This is a genomic window from Enterobacter sp. WCHEn090032, from assembly GCF_003986875.1.
In the GTDB taxonomy this organism is placed as follows: Bacteria; Pseudomonadota; Gammaproteobacteria; order Enterobacterales; family Enterobacteriaceae; genus Enterobacter; species Enterobacter sichuanensis.
Genome location: NZ_RXRN01000006.1, coordinates 19570 through 39198 on the forward strand (window position 1 = coordinate 19570; position 19629 = coordinate 39198).

Annotated in this window: 17 protein-coding genes and 1 pseudogene; 4 read left to right on the forward strand and 14 right to left on the reverse strand. The window is 46.3% G+C overall.

Annotated features, from left to right (window positions below):
• Positions 1-11: 11 nt before the first annotated feature.
• The 3 genes from EKN83_RS06560 to EKN83_RS06570 form a co-directional block, all read right to left on the reverse strand.
• The gene (locus EKN83_RS06560) at positions 12-434 is read right to left on the reverse strand and encodes a hypothetical protein (protein ID WP_126800539.1); all 423 of its coding nucleotides are present in this window, start codon (positions 432-434) and stop codon (positions 12-14) included.
• A gap of 387 nt (positions 435-821) precedes the next feature.
• The gene (locus EKN83_RS06565; protein WP_126800540.1) at positions 822-1202 is read right to left on the reverse strand and encodes a hypothetical protein; all 381 of its coding nucleotides are present in this window, start codon (positions 1200-1202) and stop codon (positions 822-824) included.
• 23 nt (positions 1203-1225) lie between these two features.
• On the reverse strand, positions 1226-1792 hold the full coding sequence (locus EKN83_RS06570; protein WP_126800541.1) for a hypothetical protein: 567 nt from the start codon (positions 1790-1792) through the stop codon (positions 1226-1228).
• Positions 1793-2738: 946 nt separating this feature from the next.
• On the opposite strand from EKN83_RS06570, the gene EKN83_RS06575 reads away from it, so the two are divergent.
• Positions 2739-4772 (forward strand): hypothetical protein, encoded by a 2034-nt coding sequence (locus EKN83_RS06575; protein ID WP_126800542.1) that lies wholly within the window; start codon positions 2739-2741, stop codon positions 4770-4772.
• Between the two features lie 192 nt (positions 4773-4964).
• Here the strand turns inward: EKN83_RS06575 and EKN83_RS06580 are convergent, their stop codons facing one another.
• The 10 genes and pseudogenes from EKN83_RS06580 to EKN83_RS06625 form a co-directional block, all read right to left on the reverse strand.
• Positions 4965-5306 carry a TA system toxin CbtA family protein gene (locus tag EKN83_RS06580; RefSeq protein ID WP_126800543.1) on the reverse strand — a complete coding sequence of 114 codons (342 nt, stop codon included), beginning with the start codon at positions 5304-5306 and terminating at the stop codon, positions 4965-4967.
• 20 nt (positions 5307-5326) lie between these two features.
• Positions 5327-5668, reverse strand: a complete 342-nt coding sequence (locus EKN83_RS06585; protein WP_126800544.1) for a type IV toxin-antitoxin system YeeU family antitoxin — start codon at positions 5666-5668, stop codon at positions 5327-5329.
• A 10-nt stretch (positions 5669-5678) separates the two neighbouring features.
• On the reverse strand, positions 5679-6221 hold the full coding sequence (gene radC / locus EKN83_RS06590) for a RadC family protein (RefSeq protein WP_126800545.1): 543 nt from the start codon (positions 6219-6221) through the stop codon (positions 5679-5681).
• 12 nt (positions 6222-6233) lie between these two features.
• Positions 6234-6677, reverse strand: coding sequence for an antirestriction protein (locus tag EKN83_RS06595; protein ID WP_126800546.1), 444 nt, complete (start codon positions 6675-6677; stop codon positions 6234-6236).
• A gap of 30 nt (positions 6678-6707) precedes the next feature.
• Positions 6708-7529, reverse strand: coding sequence for a DUF932 domain-containing protein (locus tag EKN83_RS06600; RefSeq protein ID WP_126800547.1), 822 nt, complete (start codon positions 7527-7529; stop codon positions 6708-6710).
• Between the two features lie 119 nt (positions 7530-7648).
• Positions 7649-8122, reverse strand: a complete 474-nt coding sequence (locus tag EKN83_RS06605; protein ID WP_060175535.1) for a hypothetical protein — start codon at positions 8120-8122, stop codon at positions 7649-7651.
• Between the two features lie 71 nt (positions 8123-8193).
• Complete coding sequence (locus EKN83_RS06610) at positions 8194-8646, reverse strand: hypothetical protein (RefSeq protein ID WP_026094405.1); 453 nt, start codon at positions 8644-8646, stop codon at positions 8194-8196.
• Positions 8647-8681: 35 nt separating this feature from the next.
• Positions 8682-9397, reverse strand: a pseudogene (locus EKN83_RS06615) (helix-turn-helix transcriptional regulator).
• A 243-nt stretch (positions 9398-9640) separates the two neighbouring features.
• Entirely contained in the window at positions 9641-10516 is an 876-nt protein-coding gene (locus EKN83_RS06620; protein WP_126800548.1) for a GTPase family protein, read from the reverse strand.
• A 231-nt stretch (positions 10517-10747) separates the two neighbouring features.
• A complete protein-coding gene (locus tag EKN83_RS06625; protein ID WP_124982910.1) occupies positions 10748-11353 on the reverse strand; it encodes a hypothetical protein in 606 nt (201 codons plus the stop codon).
• 290 nt (positions 11354-11643) lie between these two features.
• Here EKN83_RS06625 and EKN83_RS06630 point away from each other — a divergent pair, with 290 nt between their 5' ends.
• Together EKN83_RS06630 and EKN83_RS06640 are read left to right on the forward strand one after the other, a co-directional pair.
• The gene (locus EKN83_RS06630) at positions 11644-15267 is read left to right on the forward strand and encodes a DEAD/DEAH box helicase (RefSeq protein ID WP_126800549.1); all 3624 of its coding nucleotides are present in this window, start codon (positions 11644-11646) and stop codon (positions 15265-15267) included.
• 625 nt (positions 15268-15892) lie between these two features.
• Positions 15893-17323 carry a hypothetical protein gene (locus EKN83_RS06640; protein WP_032185964.1) on the forward strand — a complete coding sequence of 477 codons (1431 nt, stop codon included), beginning with the start codon at positions 15893-15895 and terminating at the stop codon, positions 17321-17323.
• 308 nt (positions 17324-17631) lie between these two features.
• Here the strand turns inward: EKN83_RS06640 and EKN83_RS06645 are convergent, their stop codons facing one another.
• Positions 17632-18549, reverse strand: a complete 918-nt coding sequence (locus EKN83_RS06645; RefSeq protein WP_126800550.1) for a hypothetical protein — start codon at positions 18547-18549, stop codon at positions 17632-17634.
• 420 nt (positions 18550-18969) lie between these two features.
• Here EKN83_RS06645 and EKN83_RS06650 point away from each other — a divergent pair, with 420 nt between their 5' ends.
• The gene (locus EKN83_RS06650) at positions 18970-19548 is read left to right on the forward strand and encodes an inovirus-type Gp2 protein (protein WP_045345939.1); all 579 of its coding nucleotides are present in this window, start codon (positions 18970-18972) and stop codon (positions 19546-19548) included.
• The last annotated feature ends 81 nt before the right edge of the window (positions 19549-19629 follow it).

Below are 19629 nucleotides of genomic sequence, written 5' to 3' on the forward strand. Positions count from 1 at the left end.
AATCGCACTCTTTACTGGCAATGCTTGTCAAACCACTGGCGGACTTCATCAGTGCTGATGCTCTCATCATGTTTGGCCACAGCCCAAGAAGCAAAGTTACTCTGGTACTTATCGTAAAAACCGCCGACAGGGTATTCGATCCTTTTTTTCAAGAAAGCCGTTACAAATTTTTGCTCTGCTACTTCCTTCTGACGGTTTGAAAAATCCACAGAGTAGCGAGGCGCGTTAGCAATAAAATGGCAATAAACCGCGCTAAGTATGTCAGTATCATTTAGCATTGGGGGAGTCTGACAAGCCCAAACTTCTTGAAAAGTGGATGTGTTGCCAGCAGTCGTCTTATAGAGAGTCGCCTCCTTCCCTTTGCTCCTGCAAAAGTCTCCAACCAGTGACATAACGATTTCTGCATTTTCTGAATCCCGATAACGAGCAGTCACTAACCACCCCAGGGCTTGATCGTAGCTCTCCGAGTAAGTCGGCACATCTAAGTGCTCTTGCCGCTGCGAGTACCCACTACAACCAACGCAAACGGCACAGAAGAACAGAGATAATCCCTTAATAGGCATGATCCACCGACAATAGTTTGTTTTTCAAGCTATCTTAGCGGTCAGATTGTTCCTGGACAAGGGTAGTTAACTATCGGCGTTCTCGTATTGGCAGCGCTGATTATGGAAACAATCTCACATCAGCTAAAAAAGAATCATAGGCTAAAGGTTTGAAGTATCGCTTGCCACCCTACTGTTTGGAATATACCGAACAATTGTCTGTGCCATAATCCCATTAATGACCATCTTACTTAACTCAACCGTTGTGTCAGGAAGTTTCTAGGTTACTTTACTTGGATCAGAAAATTCAGGCTTGCCATACTTCTGAGTTAGTAATTGATTTAATGTGCTAAATTGACGTGCAGCAATGCCTTCATTTTTCTTTTCATTGCTGGCTACGTTCGTTTGAACAAGACGATCAGCGCTGTCAAACAAAAATGTCACTGTATACAGACCGCTACCAATCGATACATTATCAATCCGCACTTTCCCAAAGTTATCCTTATACTTTTCTGGTGAGATCAGATGTGCACCATTGCCCTGAGCAGCAACAACTTCTGATGGATTCATGTCCCATTTAGTGTTTCCGTAACCAATACCTTTAGCGAACGAAAGCAGAGGTAAAGTTAGAATCACGAAAGCCATTAGTAATTTTTTCATTCCATCCCCACGAATTGAGTTTATTAATTATGAACCAGTTTACAATGATCCCATTGCTCAGTGCTTCTTGCGATGCGGTCACTAATTGCAAAGTTTCCCAGCGACGGATCATAGGCGTACACCTTGCTTTTATCATCTGCCATCATCAACTTACCGTTAGCTTTCAGCTTTGGTGAGAGCAGGTACGTACCATTTAAACGGTTAGCTTTGAAGCCATCGACATACAACGTTACCTCGGCACTACCCAACACACGTAAAGCACCGATTCTTCCATTCTGTATCGCTGCAATAGCATATTGACAGAGATACGTTTTAACAGTTGAAGACGTATTTTTTCCGTCAACCTTAGCTGATGAGGAAGGGGAAGAGGATTTAGGGATTGAACTATGAAGAGAAGATGACGGGTAAGAGTATGAATAATTTTTATACGTAGATGAGGTGCCTGATCCAATCCGGCACGTTTTTCCAACCGCAATGCACGAATTACCACATGGAATACCTTTCTTGCAGTTCTTAGCGTGTGCAGAGAATGACAACCCAGCCAATAGAAATGTACCAATGGTTATCCTAACCAACGAAGACCAGCCCATAAACTACCCTTCTTTTAAGATTTCCTCTACATGATACCATATTTAAATTAAGGGAATAGAAGCCATAAAGCCCCGTTGGTGATACAGCAACAAGCGGAGCGTAGCGACTTCATCAGATTGTCAGAGGGATCATACCTTATCAGGATAACCGTGTACCCTTGCGGGAGCGTGGCTGAAGCGCTGATAGAGCCTACATGTCGTTTGTAGGTACGTTATCACCATAAACCTGTTTACGTGGCTCATAATGCCGCACATCGGGCTTGAATGCGTATGATCAATCTGTTTTGGTATAGCGTTTAGAGACGGTGGCACGTCTTCCGGCTTCAAAGGGAAAAGCTGTACAAGGTTGAGCCTGGTAACTACTTGCCACTGCGTGATAACATACCAAAGCCATTAACATTCACAGTGGCTTTTGTACTTGATGAGAAACTGGTATTTCTTACATGCAAATGAGATGGGTTTTTCACACTAACTCATTGATTTATAAGAAATTTAGTGACTTGGTGCGAAGGCCGGACTCGAATTTCACACCCAATAGACTGATATCAATGTAGTTTAAAATCGGGAATAAATGGTTGTACCCGCACTTGTACCCACAAGTTAAAATCCGTACAAAAAATAGACATTGCAAGTGGGTATAAAGCCATACCAGTAGAACACCGATATGGCAGTCAAAGCAAGATTCAGAAAGTCAGAGGCTTATCCTCGAAAATCACTAATACTTTCCCAAGTAAATGCACGACTAAAAGGTCCTCATCAAACAGGTAATCTTTGAGCATCTGCTATGAATTAATCGAGGACAAGTATGCAAATGTCTTTATTACACCATAGAGCCTTACCAACATTGTGATCATAACCTCATGTTTTCTTTGTCATATACAGTTCATATTGAGACGTCAAAAGAGTTATAGTGTCAATTGGTATACGTTCCGTACAGAGAGGAAACATGCAACCCATACACCCCCTTATCAAAGCGGCAAGAGATAAAAAATTACCGCATCCAGCCCAGCTGAATAAATTCAATCAAGAATACTGGATTAAATTCATGGACCAAATAGGTCCGCTAACTGCAGAGGCTTCAGCATACATTTCAGGTGCTACGTGGCTCAATAATAATTTTCATAGTGTGAATAATACTCGAAAGCAAATTTGTTTTTTAAAGGGCTGCAGACCTGAATATCATGAAATGATCAGGGCACATATCGCCAGTGCTAATTATGCATTTTGGCAGGTATGCGACGAACAAAAAGAGATTTTTGAAGATACAAGCAATACAGCTATAGAGCAGTTTATTATCTCAAAAACTTCGAAGGTAGGAAAAAGCGATCCGGTAAGTGTCAACAGTGTAAATATGCATAGGCTTGACAGCCTAAGAGGTCCATTGTTCGAGCTATTTAAATATAAGGACCGTATGCATATACTCTTTCCTGATGATCGCCCGAACAAGTTATCAAAACTTGATTTTTATCTCGCAGAAATGAGGCTGTCTCAGCACTTCCATAATTTTTCATCACTGTGGCAAGACTTGCTCTATGGTCGTGCAGTATTCACTTTCCAGCAGAAGCGAGTCTTTTTCATGCAATGTCATTCTGACTATCACCGCATGAAAACAATTGCAGAATACCGTCGAGATCATTTTTTAGCCACTTCAATAACTGAAGCTCGTACCGTAATGGATAAATTTCAGAATATCAATCCTTGGTCAAATTATCTACATTATGAGCCAGGTAAAGCGTTGAGCCCAGCACCGTGGCGAACATTATCTCAACGCTCGCAAATGATTGCCAGATATCAGCCTTTATCGGCTTTAATTCAGCTTGACGACCACCTCAAATCACTATTAAAACGCAAATCCTCCCCTTGTATTGAACGTAAATTACAAAGTGTTTTAGATATATGGGTTCATCTATCTGTGCTGGCTGTTCAGATTGATGAACATCTGCACACAAACGAGGAAATCAACGACTGGTCAAAACTAGTTCATCTTGCACCTCAATTTGAACATTCTAATCTTATTGCTGCACTAATACAGTGCTGTGAATATAGTGAAACTGAGATCATCGATGCCCTAGATTTATTGACCTGGAGAGGAAAGTCGCCGCAGGAGGATTTATGGGTGCAGCCTCTGGTGTCTGTAGAGGATAATTATGTTTTCCCGATCAGTGCTTTTCTTACAGCTAGCCTAACCCGCAATATAGATTGTTGGATGACTAAAATAGATCCCAATGATACTCGCCGTGGAAAACTATTTGAGAAGGATTTGATTAGAGTATTGGAAGAGTGCCGAAATGGAAACTCGGTGATGAAGGAGCATTTGCGCTATACCTCTGCAATTGAACCAAACTATCATGGACATAAGGAAGAAATAGACCTGACCTTCTCTTTTGGAAACTTACTTATTGTTGTAGAAGCTCGTAGCCGTAAAACATCTATCACGCCACTTGATTATGACAATGAACTTTTCGATTCTAACGGGCTGGTGCATAAAACCAAGCAGGCCATTAGAAAAGCAGCCTTTGTTAAAGATCATCTTGAGCATTTTTGTAGAGATTATTACCCCCACTTATCTGGTACAGAAGACGTTGAGGTTGTCCCACTAGTAATTATCAATGGTCAATTTCATGCGGGTTTTCCTCTGAATGATGTACCTATTATCGATTCAGCGCTTCTGTTGCATTATCTTCGAGATCGTGAGGTGCGTTTTATGGTAGCAGCACCTTATGACAAACATCAGTATGGCATCCCACTTTGGCAAAGTCTCGAAGAGGCACAAAGTCGTTTCAGGGATTATCTTTCATGCCCTACCTTGATAAAGGTTTACGATTCAATGTGTAGAGAGTCAGTAAAACGCTCCAACAATCTCGGGAAGGATTTTGATGAGGTTGTTTCACTTACATTCGAAATTCATTTCATGGGATGGGAAGCACAATTGGCTCATGTTAAACGAGCCTTTCAAAATCAACTTGTAAAATATTACTGACTTGAATCATGCCATAACAGACCATTATTCGAAGGATATAGTCGACATTGATAAAAAATATCCCATCACTACCGATAAAAACTTCAATTTCTTATCTTAGGATTTTTACACGCAAAAAAGAAAATGCACCGGTCGTTATCGGCAGGTGCATTATGAAATCAATAATCAAGGAGGTAATAAAAAAGATGTTGTTTAACGTACAGCATTTTTACGGCTTCGGCGCAATAAACCAGTTGCCTGTCGCGCCCGCAGAATATCGACTGCCCGCAGATATGGGGACTGTTCTTGCCAGTTGAATCCCCTGCGATCAATACGGACCAGCTCGTACTTTTCCATCAGAAAGTTCACTGCATCAGCTAGGTTGATACCAGCATTGATGTGTTCCTGAATTACCGCCTCATCGCTGAAAGGTGTATCGTTTAGAATCAGGCCATGATGTTGTTCTAGCAGGCGTGCAAGCAGCATTTGCCAGACAGCCACGGGCGACAGATAGAGTTTCGCAGCCCGCTGAGTTGTTGCAGGTAGAGTTTTCATGTTTACTCTTGTGAAAGTAGTTAACGTTGAGTGGGGTAAACGGCGATGTATACGTAGCCGCAACTGCCAAGCGTATCGGCTTCGCAGGTAAAACCGTTGTGGTACAGGGTGACGCAGTGGGCATGGCGAGGATTTATTTCACCAGTGGTCAGCATCGATTCCATCTGGCTGATAAAATGCGGGAATATTTCAACCAACTTCAAATATTCTGCGTTACTGAATTTACCGGTAATGCTGGCTCGGTCAGCCATATAGTGCAGTCGGTTTCCCTCCTGTACCAGACGAGCGCCAAAGCAAGGCGTCACATTACGATTCAGCCCCCACTGGAGAAATGAATCGTTCTCTGAGTCAGTAGATTTCATTGAAGTACCCTCATATCCAGCCTCGCTCTGCAAACGACACAATTCCATCTGATCCGATAACCAGATGATCGAGAGTTTTCACATCAACCAGTGCCAGCGCTTCTTTAAGCCTGCCCGTAATGTTGCGGTCACATTGGCTGGGCTCCGGGTCACCTGATGGATGGTTATGCGCCAACACAACGGCTGCAGCATTGAAGCGAAGCGCTGACTTCACAACCTCTCGAGGATGGACCTGGACATGGTTAATCGAACCGGCAAATAGCGTTTCACTCTCCAGTAAACGGTGCTGGTTATCGAGATAGAGCACCATAAACACTTCCCGTTCTTGTCCTGCCAGCTTTAACCGAAGCCAGTCACGGGCTGCCGTACTTGAAGTAAAGGATATGCCAGGCTGACGAAGATATTTATCCAGCAGGTTGATAGCGCGGCGGATGGTCCGTTGGGCATAAGGTGTCAATCCGGAGGTCGTGGGGAGCAGGCAACCATGCCGGGCCATAACCGTCAGTTGGAAAAGTTCAGATTGTATTGACACCGGGGATAATGCGGTATTCATGTCAGGTATTCCTCAGTCGATTAGATGCATAATGGCGCTGCACTCTGGATGGTTCAACGCGAAGTCTCGTAAGCGATAATATTGCTCAGTCATCGCGTCACACTCGGTACGACAGGCATGGTGGCTGTATGCCATCAGGCAGGAGACTATCCCAGCCGCTTCGCCAGTAAGTTCCGCGCCGTTGCCGTTCATGCTGTTGAACATTGTCCACTTTTTATCTTGCTCTGACTCGGGAGCCATAAAAGCGCCACCGTTACTGAGCGTCGAAAAATTCCAGTTACCGCCGTGATAATCGGTACACAGCCGGTCCATCCAGGCAAAGATTTGGGGCTCAAGGATTATCCATTGTGGGATGGTACCAAAGTGCTGTGGCCAGAAGCCTATGCGTAACTCGTCAGGGACCACTGAGGCGGTAATTGCTGTCAGCTCAGCGAACTGATGATTTTGTGTATCCATTAAATTATCTCCTTATGCAGGAACTGTTGTTTAACGCCCGAAAAACTCGAGCATGTTTTCTGCCATAACCCACAGGGCGCGGTTGAGCTTCACATCGCCGTCAATACCGGTAACAGCACGGGTGCGATTACTTTTTCCCTGTGCGGTTCGCCCTGACAGACCACCTTTCATCAGGTTCTCCTGCACGCGCTGGTAGACAGTCCACAGGTCATCGCTGTAGTCCTCCCGGCGACGCGGAGTCAGCAACTGCGATACCGTGACCGGCTGGTGGTCTTCACCAAAGCGATACTTCAGCGCGGCATTTGCCAGCGCGTGACGAGCCGGGGCTGGCAGCGCCAGTGACTGCATTGCATCGCGCTTCTCCTCCACCCGGTCAAACACCCCGAGCACTTCGTAAGCCCCTTCAATTACCTTCTCAACGACATTGCCTTTATGTGGCACCCGTACCTCTCCGAACGACTGACCGCAGACCAGACCGTTGGTACAGACGCCACGAAACAGCCCAGGCAGCATCTGGTAGCTTGATGAGCCGTCGTGGCTGTTAACCAGAATGATTTCCGGTACCTGATGCCCGGTAAGTTGACCGGCACGACGCAGGCGAAGCATGTGTTTGGTGTGTTCCCGCTTGCTCTGGTCACGAACCTTCGTCTGGCAGGCAAAGAACGGCTCAAAGCCTTCACGCTGCAGGCTTTCGAGGATGGTGATGGTCGGGATGTAGGTGTAACGGTCTGAACGAGATTCATGTTTGTCACTCCCGAACACGCTGGGTACATGACTCATCAGCTCTTCACGGGTCAGAGGCCGGTCACGGCGTATCTGGTTTATACGACCAAAGCGGCTGGCTAATCGCATAGCTAACTCCTTATCTGATAATGAATTAAAAACAAAAAGGCCATGTTCCCGAAGGAGCATGGCCTGTTGCTATTTGGTGTTGGTATGTTGTGGGGTGGAGAGGTCTGAAATGTAAGTGACTAATCGCTGTAGTGTGTGGTCCGGCATTCACTGAGGTCAGACAGCTCTTTTTGCGTATTCTTCAGACCCGGACTGAAAGTGCCTACTTTTTTATCGCTGACATAAACATCGAAATTTGCTGCCTGCCCCAGTGCGTCAATAAATGACACCCAGGCATTATCGCCATTCCTCCAGCCGAGGGATGAAGGTAATGAGAACTGACTGTTATCAATGACGACCGTTATTTCCGTCCCGTCGTCATGAGAACTTACTGATGTTCCATCAGGCAGAGTGAGATCAACACCGTGTTGCAGAATATTCTGCGCATCCGGATTGCCAGTACAGTTCAGATTAAACACCACCTTCTCCGGGCTGGTAATGATATATTCGGTCACGCCCATCCCAAAACCACTCGTCCACATATTGGGAATAGCCTGTGCTGTTGATACAGAAGCCAGCATAGCTAATGTAAATATTACGTAAGGCAGTCGCATAATGTTGTCCTCAAATCATGTAATAAAGCTTTTGTTGTTTAAAACAATAAAGTAATGAAAAAACAGTTGGATTATTTTATTTGTTTGTAGCGAAACGCTTCTTTCCCGGCATAAATCCCGACAAGATCGTCATAACGAGGGTCCTTTTTATTCGGGCGGAACGTTACTTTCATATCGGGACTGCACATATCCTTCATGGTGAGATTGAATTCTTTACCTGGCGTAATGGTATACCCTGTTGCCACATCGTCTTTACTGGGAGTGATCCACCCCCATATTCCCCCCGGACAATCTCTGGAAGGTTTCGAGCGAACAACAATAAACCATCCCATTGAATCCACTTCCGTCGCTGTACACAGTTTACTGACCTGTCGGTGGGCATCACACCAGAATATATTCCCACTTTTATTATTCACTGCCGCAGGCAGGAACCCGCTATAAGGACGTGCTGCGTGAGCATTACCTGCGATAAGTAAGGGAAAAAACATGACTGGCAGTAAAGACAATAATTTCAATTTTTTCATTAGATTAACCTTACATTCAATTGTGGAGACCATCTCTAATCAGTTTGTCCGGATTGCCCCGACTTTCTGATGGAGAAAATGAATTCAGCGACTGTTGAATAAAACGGAAATGAGGTAAGGCTGAGATAAAATGTTTGTCCTCCGACAGCTGATGGAGAAGCTCACTGCGAATAAATGTTTCCCGGGATGGCCTTACCAGATGAATCTCATCCAGCCGGAAGACACGTAATTGCCCATGATGTTCAGCGACCAGATATCAGTAACCGTCCAGAGCGATTAGTCGGTAAGGTGCAACGGCCTCATGACGCTCCCCTTCAGTCAGAACGGTGATACGCTGACATCCCGAAATAGCTTTGACCAGCCTGTAGAAGGAGAGCTTTCCTGCCGGGGGATGAGGTCTGTCCTGATACCATACCAGACAGGGTCGATCATCACAGTCCAGCAGGCTGCTGACCAGTCGCCGGTCAAAGCCCGGGAAAACCCCGGCCAGCCCCGTGCGGTGAGCAAAGGTCAGAATATCTATTTCCTGCCGCGTACTGTGAATATCTGAGCGCAGACTGCACTGCCCCTGGTAGTAATCCAGGTCGAGATACATCAGACGTTCCCGAAAGTCACGACGTAACGTGCGCTCTGACACCCCGAATTCAGTTGCCAGTTTGCGAATAAACAGAGTTTCACCGGACACCAGGCGGCTGATAATCAACGACAACCTGACGGCAAGCCGGTCATGTCGCCGCTCCTGAAGCGTCATGAAAGATTTCTCCTGAGAAGTTAACTCTCTGAATTAATAATGATTACTTTAAAGGAAGGAGTGGACAGGGTATGGACAACATCGGAACTATTTTTTATGAGCAGTCCAGCCTTGTGGGCGCTCGTCTGACAGATAATGATGCTTCGCCTGATTTAATTGATGATAAAACGCAGTGGAAAGGACGTGACCACAATCAACAAATCATTAACAACCAGTTCATCATTCGCAGAGAAAATTGCGATATCAGAAGAATATCCAGTTCCAGATGGCCCTTGCGACCGACACCACCGCATCACGCACGCTACGAATCGCCGTTTTCAGCGATGAAGACAGGAACGAAGATGATTCTGCGGTATCGAAAACCCGGCCCACAGCTTCACCGAAACTGTCACGGGCCTGCGACTTTACCGGCTCTGTGCAGAGTCTCCCTTGCAGTTGTGTCACCACCGGGCTGGTGGCGCGGTCAGGCAGACAGCGCATCATGGCTGCCACCATCTCCTCTATGCACCATCCAGTGCGGGCTGACACCACACAGACCGGATGATGCGGTTTAAACATCGCCATAATCGCAGCCTGCTTCGCTTTAAGATTTCCCAGTTGGTGCAGTGAAGGCTTGCTGGTGAGGGTATCCCATTCATGACAGGGTTCGATTTTGTCAGCCTGGTTAATCACAAACAGTACCTTTTGCCTGTAAGGTTGCATCACACCGTGCCAGAACTGCTCGTCCACGGTTAGTGCCCGATCATCGGCTTTAATGACCCACAGCACCAGGTCCAGCTCCGGCAGCATACGACAGTACAGAGCACGGTATTCTTGATCCCGTAGTCCGTTTTCACCTACCCCCGGTAAATCGACAATCAACAGACTGTGACGACCGCTGCGCAATCGGAAGCGCAGTACGTCGCGAGTACAGGCGTTCACGTCACATACCGGCGACACCTCGCCCCGGAAAAGCTCGTTGCAAAGAGAGGATTTACCAGCACCACTTTTGCCCCTGATGCCAATCAACGGCTCGTAGTGGGTCAGGTTCTGGATATGTTCAAGAATAAGCTGACGAAGCGTGTGAGGAAGCGACGCGAGCGGTTGTTCAAGGGCCTGAAGGCCATCAGGTTTATTCATACAGTAGTCTCAGCGTGAAAAATTAAAAATCCCGCGATCCAGTCAGGAAGGCGGGGATTCACTGAGATAATATCTGTCTGAAATAATTTGGAATTTTAGATTAACACGCAAAGGACCTTGTGCAATATAGGATTGAACGATGTCTGCTTCATGCCTGAAGCAGATGATATCAGCATTCTGTAATGCTGATTCTTTAGAAGTTGGCCAACTGTCTTGAAGTCATTTCATTCCTTATTTTTCTGATTTATAGCTTATAGCATCGGAGTTGCAAGAAGCACGTTTTACATCGAAGGTTTTCATATATTCATTATATGCCTCTGGCCATTCCTCCATTGAGGAAGATAGTTTTTTATAAGCGCCACTATCTGAAATAACATAATCCATATCAGAAATTGCAAGTTGTTTTATAGATGATGCAATATTTACTGCCAGTACTGATAGACGTTCAGAAGAATAAGAACTTATCGACATTGCTTTAGTTATGGCTGATTTCGCTGGTTGGTAAAGTTGATTATGATTAGCTTTATATAAAAGAGATTTATCAGCATCAAATGCAGCTACCGCAGCCAAAAAATCAGAGGCTTTTTCACGAAATTTGTATTCATCTTCGTTAACAGCAGTAGTACAAATCGTTCTGGCATTGATGAGTGCTGGGACTCTTGTACTTTCAACTAACTTTGAACCCGTGAGATATGAGCCGGCCATTCCCCCTAAAGCTGCGATTATTGCGACCAATAGCGCACTGCCTATGTTTAAAGATGCTTTAACAACTTCAGCTTTGTTCTGCGCATTTCCAGAGTGTGCACTAATGTTACTATCATTGTGGCTACCAGACATATCAAGCTTCCTAAGTTATTAAGCTTTAGTTCCTGCTATTATCTACATTCACACAAGTTAAGAATTCTTTTTTACGAGAATATCAGGAAGTTGGGTTTCATGAAAGATACTAGTGATCAACTCGAAAATTTTAACAAATTATATTGAGTTGGGTCCGCTCTTCGCTCACAGCGGACCTAACGGACTTGCTTTAGGTCTGCTCCGTGCAAGGAGCGGAAGTTTACCGTTTTAGAAATCATGCTAATTAGCATAAAATCTCTCAACTGATGGGGTCTGGAGTTGCAGAAAAAATGACTACAAGGCAGTATGCGCAAAAATCAATCTTCGATCTGGAGGAAATTTTCGAGCGGTCACGGAACAATGCTAGTGAACTTGAACGGCTGTTGAACGAACTGACCTTCCGCAATACTGCCAAGGCCCGAACGTTGAGGACTAAAATCGAGCAAGCCCGAACTGTACTTAGTGGTCACTGCGTGATCTCAATGTCGGATTCCAGTCCATCAGCGCGTCATCCTGGCTCGTCGTCCACACAATCCTCCCAAGTTCCGCCCCGTGATGAGCCTGCAGCGGTAGTGCAACAGCAACCCAAGGCTAATCCAGCTCCTGTCATGCAACAGCAATTCGGCGAAGACCAGATCGACCTAGGTCCACTCCCATCTTTCTCTCCGACAGGTAAGTCGAATGATGCGCGAGCAATACTGGCAGCATGGACAGCCCTCGAAGCACTGTCGCCTCAAGGTTATAAACGCCCAGAGGATATGGCAACCGGCGACCGCTCTAGGGTTGCCCTATTGGAGCGAGGTGTACCATGGGGACCAAATGCCCGCAGCAAGCCCAGCCATAAGCTTTATTTCGAGGTCGTCCTCGGCTCCATAGCTCTCGACAAGGCGACGGACGAGCTGGTCAAGGTTTTTGGCGAGGATGAGGAGCGTTCACGCCCGGACGGTAAGAAGGCGGCCATCGGCTCGATCCTGATCGACAAAGAAGGTTATGTGCTTGAGGACAAAGGCGTTGCCGTTTCCAGTTTTGCCTGGGCACTCAAGCCGGCTCTCGACCTGAAGCTTGGGAGCTTAGGGAATTGGCCGAATGTTGAGCCGCGCATTATCGAGCATCTGGATCGAATGGTTCGCCGCCACAACGAGGATGGAGAACCCATACCGATCGATTTGGATGTCGTTCTTAACGCTTATAGATGGCTTGTGTCTCAGTTCGGTGTACCCGAACATTTGGTTGAGCCACCCACATTCGCGATTAAGGTGTTTCATCATTTCAAGGCCAAGGCGCCGCCTGAACCTTCGTTACTGAATTCCTTCTATCTTGAAGATCTCGGTGAAGCAACCAAATTGCTCGAGACGGGCAAAGCCGGAGCCGGTTTGCGCCGCTACATGGGAATTGGCAGTCCTGAACAGAAAATCGACGTGCTATCGCCCATTTCCGCAGTTGAGCCATTCCTCGCACCCTCGCTCATGCCGCAGGCTCGTTGGCCTTCGAAAGGCGGCCATCCACTGGTACTGCTTCAACAGGCTGCCGTGAATGCGGCGCGTGCTGAGCTGAATGATGCTCCAGGTATCATCGGCGTCAATGGGCCTCCGGGAACCGGAAAGACCACTCTTCTGCGAGATATTGTCGTCGGGTGCATTCTTGATCGGGCCACGGCGATGTGCGGCTTCAATAAACCGCAGGATGCCTTTTCCACAACAGGCGAGAAGCTGGCATTCGGCTCCAATGCATTCCTGCACTTCTACAAGTTACATGCATCCTTAAAGGGCCATGAGATCGTTGTAGCGTCCTCCAATAACAAAGCGGTCGAGAACGTTAGTAAAGAGCTTCCTCTCAAGGAAGCCAATGGTCGTCATGAACAAATCGCCTATTTTCGGTCCATCAGCGACCTGATTGCGAACCCCAAACGCGTCGGCTATTTCGAAGCCGAGGGGGACATCCCCTCCGACCCAGTCGAAACCTGGGGGCTGATCGCCGCTGCTCTCGGCAAGAGCAGCAACCGAGGCGCGTTCCAGCAAGGTTTCTGGTGGAATGAAGACGGTGGTTTCCTTACCTACCTGAAAGCAGCTCGCGGCATAAATGTCATGCGTGAGATCAAGGACGAACGAACAGGCGAAATCATCGATCGCGTAATGCCCAGCGTGGTTGTCAATGAGCGGCCCAGCACCAACGAAGCGGATGCTGCTGCGGCCTGGCTGAAAGCGCGAACCGCATTTCTTAAACTCAAGGCAACGGTAGACGCCGAAATCGCCAGCATCGAAGAGATGCGACGGGATATCCAGGCGCTCAAGGGAGCGATCACCGAACTTCAAAGGGCTGAAGAGCGTCGACCGAGTCTGAATGAAGCCGTAGAAGAGGCACACCAGATTGCTGAATCCTGCCAACGGGAGCATGAGAAGGCAAAATCGCAGATCGAGCAGGATAAGATCATGCTCGACAGCCATCTTGCTGGCCGTCCAGGTTTCTTCTCCCGTTTGTTCGCGACTGCGGCCTGGAAGTCGTGGAGATCGACACTGCAGATGCTCTCGGCGACCTTGCAGCAATCAGTCTTACGGGCGCTGGAGACAGACGGTGCCCTGGAGCTTGCAAGGGCTGAGTGGAGCAATACTGAGTCCCAGTTACAGCAACTCGACCAGGAAATTTCCAGCAAGTGTCAGGCTGTCTCGAAATTGAAAGCAACCGAGGCAGAGGCACGAAACCGCATGGGAGACAGGGTCGTTGATGAGAGATTCTTCGAGCGCGAGCACGAGGCTATCCACCTGACTGCGCCATGGCTTCCCGATGAGGTTCATCGCCTGCGGGAGGATCTATTCGCCGCTGCCCTGACTGTGCATAAAACGTTCATCGATGCTTCGGCCAGCCGCTTGCAACACAACCTTGGGCTATTGATGTCGGGCATGGTGGCTGGTGCCTTCCAGTCTTCCGCTCACCGTGAACTTCTCCCCGACCTTTGGTCAAGCCTTTTCATGGTGGTGCCGACCGTGTCCACGACATTCGCCTCTGTTCGGACGATGTTCGGGGATCTGCCACCAGAGAGCATTGGCTGGCTTCTGGTAGATGAAGCGGGCCAGGCCGTTCCTCAGGCAGCAGTTGGAGCTATCATGCGGGCAAAGCGCTCCATCGTGGTAGGTGACCCGTTGCAAATCCCACCTGTAGTTTCACTTCCTGAAAAGCTGAACGTCGAAATCTGCAAATTCTTCGACATTGATCAGAGCGAATGGTCTGCGCCCGCAGCATCTACGCAGACCCTTGCTGATCAGGCATCGCGCTTCAAATCCACCTTCGTCATGGATGTAGGTGATCGAGAAGTCGGGCTGCCACTCCTCGTTCACAGGCGTTGCCAGAACCCAATGTTCGATGTTTCTAACTCCATCGCCTATGCCGGGCAGATGGTCCATGCTGTCGGGCCTAAAAGACCAGGATCTATCGGCTCGGCTTTGGGGCGATCTCGCTGGTTCGACGTCAATGGCAATGCTGAGACGAAGTGGTGCCCCGAGGAGGGTGATGCGGTTGTACGAATGCTTAAAGAGCTGGCCGCATCGGGCATTACAAATCCGGACGTCTTTATCATCACACCATTCAAGATCGTCGAGCAGAACATGCGTCGGCGTCTCGACAGTGAGACCGATCTGCTACAAGCGCTGGGAGTAAAGTGGAATGAGTGGAGCCGTGATCGTGTAGGCACGATCCACACCTTCCAGGGCCGAGAGGCGGACACGGTCATCCTGCTGCTGGGTGCTCCGAAAGCGAGTCAGCAAAGAGCCCGTCAGTGGGCGGCAAGCCCGCCAAACATTATTAATGTAGCCGTCTCACGCGCCAAGCAAAACCTGTATGTGGTCGGCTCGGCTGCTGCATGGGCAGGGGCGGGAACGAGCCTACAGGTCCTGCAGCGACAATTGGCGCAATCAGCCTGACAATCTCCGAGGCGGCACTCATTGTTAAGGGCACATCGCAACTAATCTTTTATTTAGCTCTGTAACGAGCCGACCGCTATGTGCCAAAAGCGGGCATTGGGCGTTGTGGTAAATGCCTGATAATTTCTTCTTTTACTAGCACAAGCCGCTGGATAATTGCCATGTTTCCAGCTTAAGTAAATCAAGAACAACTCGCGTACTGGCTGTATAAAGTTTGCCGGACGCAAATTTATTGATTTCAGAAAAACCTGTTGAAATAGAGGTATATCAGCGTTAGTTTGATGTGAGTAAAGATCAGGAAAGAAGGTAGAAAAATGTTCCACTTGCGGGCAAAAAATCCTTCTATTAAATTGTTAAGGCTTTATGAAGATCGTACATTACGAATCGAATTCACCATGGGTAGGGAACATGAAATGTCCAAACCCTAAGTGCAGGAGGAATGACTCCTGCTTGATTCGTGATAGGTTGTACTCGCATGAAGTATGTATTGGCTCTAAACCCAAATACTGGTGGCGTTTGGTCACAAATACCTTAACAAGTTTAGGTATGGGACGCTCCTAACGTCGCGCCCCTGCTAAAAGCGTTAGCTGTTCTCTAGCCTTCAACCAGATAAGGAAATAATAGTATGAGTTCAGAATTGATTGCAAAACCTGGAACAGGGGTACTTTCCACAGATACAACAAAATTTGAAGGATATTTATCCTATCTTGGTTTGCCGACCGAAAATATAATTGCCTCTCTCCCTGAGCGCCAAATTATTGAAAAAAACCTCCCCACATTCATAGATTCTTTACCTGTTGAGGTAAAAAGAGATGCTCGATATTTATCAAAGTTCGTTGCTGGTGCGGCTATAGGACTATTTGATGCATCGTTAAATTATGTTTGGAATGAAGTTGTACTGAATTTAAGGGAAAAAGTAGTAGTTTATGGCCTCGATATGTTCTTTGATGCTGCAGTTGGAGGAGGACGTAGAGAGCTTTATTCTACCGAAGAAGATCTTTCTGGTTTAAAAGACAACACCCTTATTAATACTTGCCGAAAACTTGAATTAATATCTGACGTTGTTTACACCAAGCTCAATCATATATTGACTATGAGGAATGACATTGGTGCCTCGCACCCAAATTCATACTCCATAAATGCTTTTGAACTTCTTGGCTGGCTCCAAACATGCGTTCAAGATATTTTGAACGACAAACCGTCCGCGTCTGCCATACAAATAAAATCATTCCTTGAGAATCTAAAAAGATCCACTGATGTTCTTGATGAAGCCACAATTCATAGCATGGAAAGACCTTTGAATGATCTGTCGCTTCAGAATACAGACAATCTACTCAATAGTATTTTCGGCATATATACAGCTGACTCAACAGGAAATGTTGTCAGAAAAAATATCGCTCTTTTTGCTCCGCATATCTGGAATAAAAGCAGTGATAACGTAAAATACAAGCTCGGTGTGACGCTAGACGGATACAAGAACAATCTTCACAACGAGAAACATGCTTTAGGTATTGAGTTTTTTACGTTTTGTGATGGTAATCGTTATCAATCATTAGACTCTAGAATTATATCACTGGACGGCCATGCCGACGATCTCTTAGAGGCTAGGTATGCTTGGGATAACTTTTATAATGAACCCCCTCATATGCGGAAGATTCTTTCGTATTTAAAGACTGAAAATGACATACCTTTAGAGAGGGTTCATAAGCTTATAAAAACAGTTTTGATTTGCCGTGTTGGTAAAGGAATACCATATAATACTGGTGTTTCTCCGGCGGGACGACCTTTGTATGATCAGTTTTTTGGCATGCTTGGCGATCAAAACATTATCAATACAGTTATAGCAATGCACTCTAATGAAGTGCGAGTGAATTTAGACAACAAATACTGCCAGCAACATATGGTAAGCGTTTTGACTTTGTTAAGAGCCAATGCTCGTAGCGAAAGAATTCAAGAAATTATAGATTTTTTGATCGCCAACCAAACGATTCTCCATAAAGTACACAACGATAAGAGATATAGAGATCTAACTAAAAATCACATCAGTTTTGGCTAACAAAGCGCTGCACACGGACTAAATTAAGCTTCGCTCACTGGGGCGGGCGACAGCCCGTCCCTTAACCAAACGTTAATGTCCGCTTCTCGCTCATTGCTGACCTTCAGATCCAGCAGGTTATTTGCTTGGTACCAGAGATAGACGCGCCGATAGCCAGGTAATCGTCCATACCTCGCCATGGTAATCTTTCACAAGTATGTGCTCTATACGTAACGGGACAAAGAGGGAGATAGATATAAGACTCCAGGTCTACTCAGATTCATCACAACATTGAGAAATCAGACCAACAAACCACTGGGATCACAACGCTATTTAGCGGATCGCCGATAAGATTTTGATGACTGCCAGGCATGTTTCATCTTCTCAATAAACTCCAGCTTCTCTTCAGGTTGGACGTTCCACACATCTATAGCCGCAATAATCATGTCATAACGCATAGACGTATTATAAGGGCGAAGATAGCCCGCTATTCGTCCTTTTCCTTTGAGATAATCCCAGAGATATACTAACTGAGTTTCATCATCTCGTGAAATCCAGTCAAAATCTGTCAGAAAAAAATCATATTGCTCAAGCCAACGCTCATGCAGTTTTCTGAAATAAGAGATCTTATCTCCAAGTGAGCATGGAGCTTCATCAATGTACCTCATCACACCATTGATCAGTTCACGCTCAGTTACCGGAGTGGGATTGTACACATCGGTACTTGCTCCCGCGTTCAGATAAAATCGGGAGAAAACACGTTTCGGTTTTTTCGAAGCAGTAGACTGTGGATTTGTTATCAAGTCCCAATCAATATCGTCCAAATCTATATTCAAATTAGAGAAATCAATATTGGTGAAGATATTATCGCCCATTAAAAGAGAATTAAAATCACTAGAACAACCGACGTCATTCCCCAACCCACCAAGCGTCAACCCTGCAGATTTTACTGGGTATTCAAAAATGTAATGGTGAGCAAACCACGATGCTCTAGGTGTACCTTTGAAACAATCAAAATAATCTTTATCAATCAGTTGCAGGTCAGCCCATTCTTTAAGTGTTTTCCGCGCAATTTTGATTCTGTCCTGATCGCCATGAAAATGCCGTTCAAGAATCTGAGAGATCAAGCGTCGAAAATCATCCGGCGTATCATAAGTACTGCACAGTAACGAGTGATCTGTGTTGAAAATCCTATTTAACGTTTTTAGGTACATTATCTCGTAGCGGATCATATCGTAATGCAACATCGTCTCTTCCCTCTGCTTCTTTCTGACTCCCAAAAATAGATTAGCATTAGCACCTTTTTGGTTGGTGGAGTCGGGTCACAGACCTGAAGAATGACTGATTTTTAACTAATATCTTGCTGATTTTATTGTGATAATACTCTGACATTTTAATGCGTTATTCCTGTGGTTTTTACTCTATGAATCTCCTCTGTTCACCTCATTAGAATCGTTCAACAGCAGATATGAACATTTGGGTTTTTAGTATAATTAAGGGGTACTCCCTGTTTCTATACCACCCTGTTCACAGCTCCTTCCCCCAATCATTAACCCTGCCTGTCATCCCCTTGATACACAGTTCCTTGTATCTGCCGTATCCCCGCTTCTCTTAAAAATTACATCTCATCCCAATCCTTTGCACTCCATCTGACAAAGGATAAATCAATGCACACACCTTACCCTTTTAACCCTAGATACACGATGAACTGGTTTCTACTGTCTCTGATCAATAACCACCTGAATCAGCTACTGAACCGATACTCGCGAATACAGGCACTCAGACTCGACCTGTTCTATCAGAAAGGTACAGAGCGTTATAAACGTCATTCATGGAATGAAACCGAGCAAGAGGTGCGCATGCTGGTTGAACGCACCGTGCAACACACAAATCTGGCAGGGTATTTCTGGGTACTCGAGAACTCTATAGACCACGGCTGCCATGCCCATATCGTGTTCTATCTCGACAGGCACCTTAATCAGGCTACCTACCCAATAGCTGAGAGAGTCGGAACAATATGGCGGAAAATCACGCAACGAGAAGGGTATTACAACCGCTGCGAATACAAACCTACTTATGACGTCAGTATTGATAAGCCGGTGAACTACGATGATACCGAAGCCATCGATAACCTGCGCTACATCATCAGCTACCTTGCCAAAGAAGAGCAAAAGCACGGTCACTATCACTATGGAGCCAGTGAGGTACCGCCACCCAGTGGACTGGGGCGTCCTCGCACATTGTAACTTACGTTCTGCACTTTTTTACGTATCAATCCATTGATGTGGAAGGGCTGGTGGTAACGAGCGATCAACCACCAGCTCAGG

Excerpts from the sequence above, each read along its gene's own strand:
- EKN83_RS06565 (WP_126800540.1), bottom strand. The coding sequence starts at position 1,202 with ATGAAAAAATTACTAATGGCTTTCGTGATTCTAACTTTACCTCTGCTT.
- EKN83_RS06570 (WP_126800541.1), bottom strand. The coding sequence starts at position 1,792 with ATGGGCTGGTCTTCGTTGGTTAGGATAACCATTGGTACATTTCTATTG.
- EKN83_RS06575 (WP_126800542.1), top strand. The coding sequence starts at position 2,739 with ATGCAACCCATACACCCCCTTATCAAAGCGGCAAGAGATAAAAAATTA.
- EKN83_RS06580 (WP_126800543.1), bottom strand. The coding sequence starts at position 5,306 with ATGAAAACTCTACCTGCAACAACTCAGCGGGCTGCGAAACTCTATCTG.
- EKN83_RS06585 (WP_126800544.1), bottom strand. The coding sequence starts at position 5,668 with ATGAAATCTACTGACTCAGAGAACGATTCATTTCTCCAGTGGGGGCTG.
- radC (WP_126800545.1), bottom strand. The coding sequence starts at position 6,221 with ATGAATACCGCATTATCCCCGGTGTCAATACAATCTGAACTTTTCCAA.
- EKN83_RS06595 (WP_126800546.1), bottom strand. The coding sequence starts at position 6,677 with ATGGATACACAAAATCATCAGTTCGCTGAGCTGACAGCAATTACCGCC.
- EKN83_RS06600 (WP_126800547.1), bottom strand. The coding sequence starts at position 7,529 with ATGCGATTAGCCAGCCGCTTTGGTCGTATAAACCAGATACGCCGTGAC.
- EKN83_RS06605 (WP_060175535.1), bottom strand. The coding sequence starts at position 8,122 with ATGCGACTGCCTTACGTAATATTTACATTAGCTATGCTGGCTTCTGTA.
- EKN83_RS06610 (WP_026094405.1), bottom strand. The coding sequence starts at position 8,646 with ATGAAAAAATTGAAATTATTGTCTTTACTGCCAGTCATGTTTTTTCCC.
- EKN83_RS06620 (WP_126800548.1), bottom strand. The coding sequence starts at position 10,516 with ATGAATAAACCTGATGGCCTTCAGGCCCTTGAACAACCGCTCGCGTCG.
- EKN83_RS06625 (WP_124982910.1), bottom strand. The coding sequence starts at position 11,353 with ATGTCTGGTAGCCACAATGATAGTAACATTAGTGCACACTCTGGAAAT.
- EKN83_RS06630 (WP_126800549.1), top strand. The coding sequence starts at position 11,644 with ATGACTACAAGGCAGTATGCGCAAAAATCAATCTTCGATCTGGAGGAA.
- EKN83_RS06640 (WP_032185964.1), top strand. The coding sequence starts at position 15,893 with ATGAGTTCAGAATTGATTGCAAAACCTGGAACAGGGGTACTTTCCACA.
- EKN83_RS06645 (WP_126800550.1), bottom strand. The coding sequence starts at position 18,549 with ATGTTGCATTACGATATGATCCGCTACGAGATAATGTACCTAAAAACG.
- EKN83_RS06650 (WP_045345939.1), top strand. The coding sequence starts at position 18,970 with ATGCACACACCTTACCCTTTTAACCCTAGATACACGATGAACTGGTTT.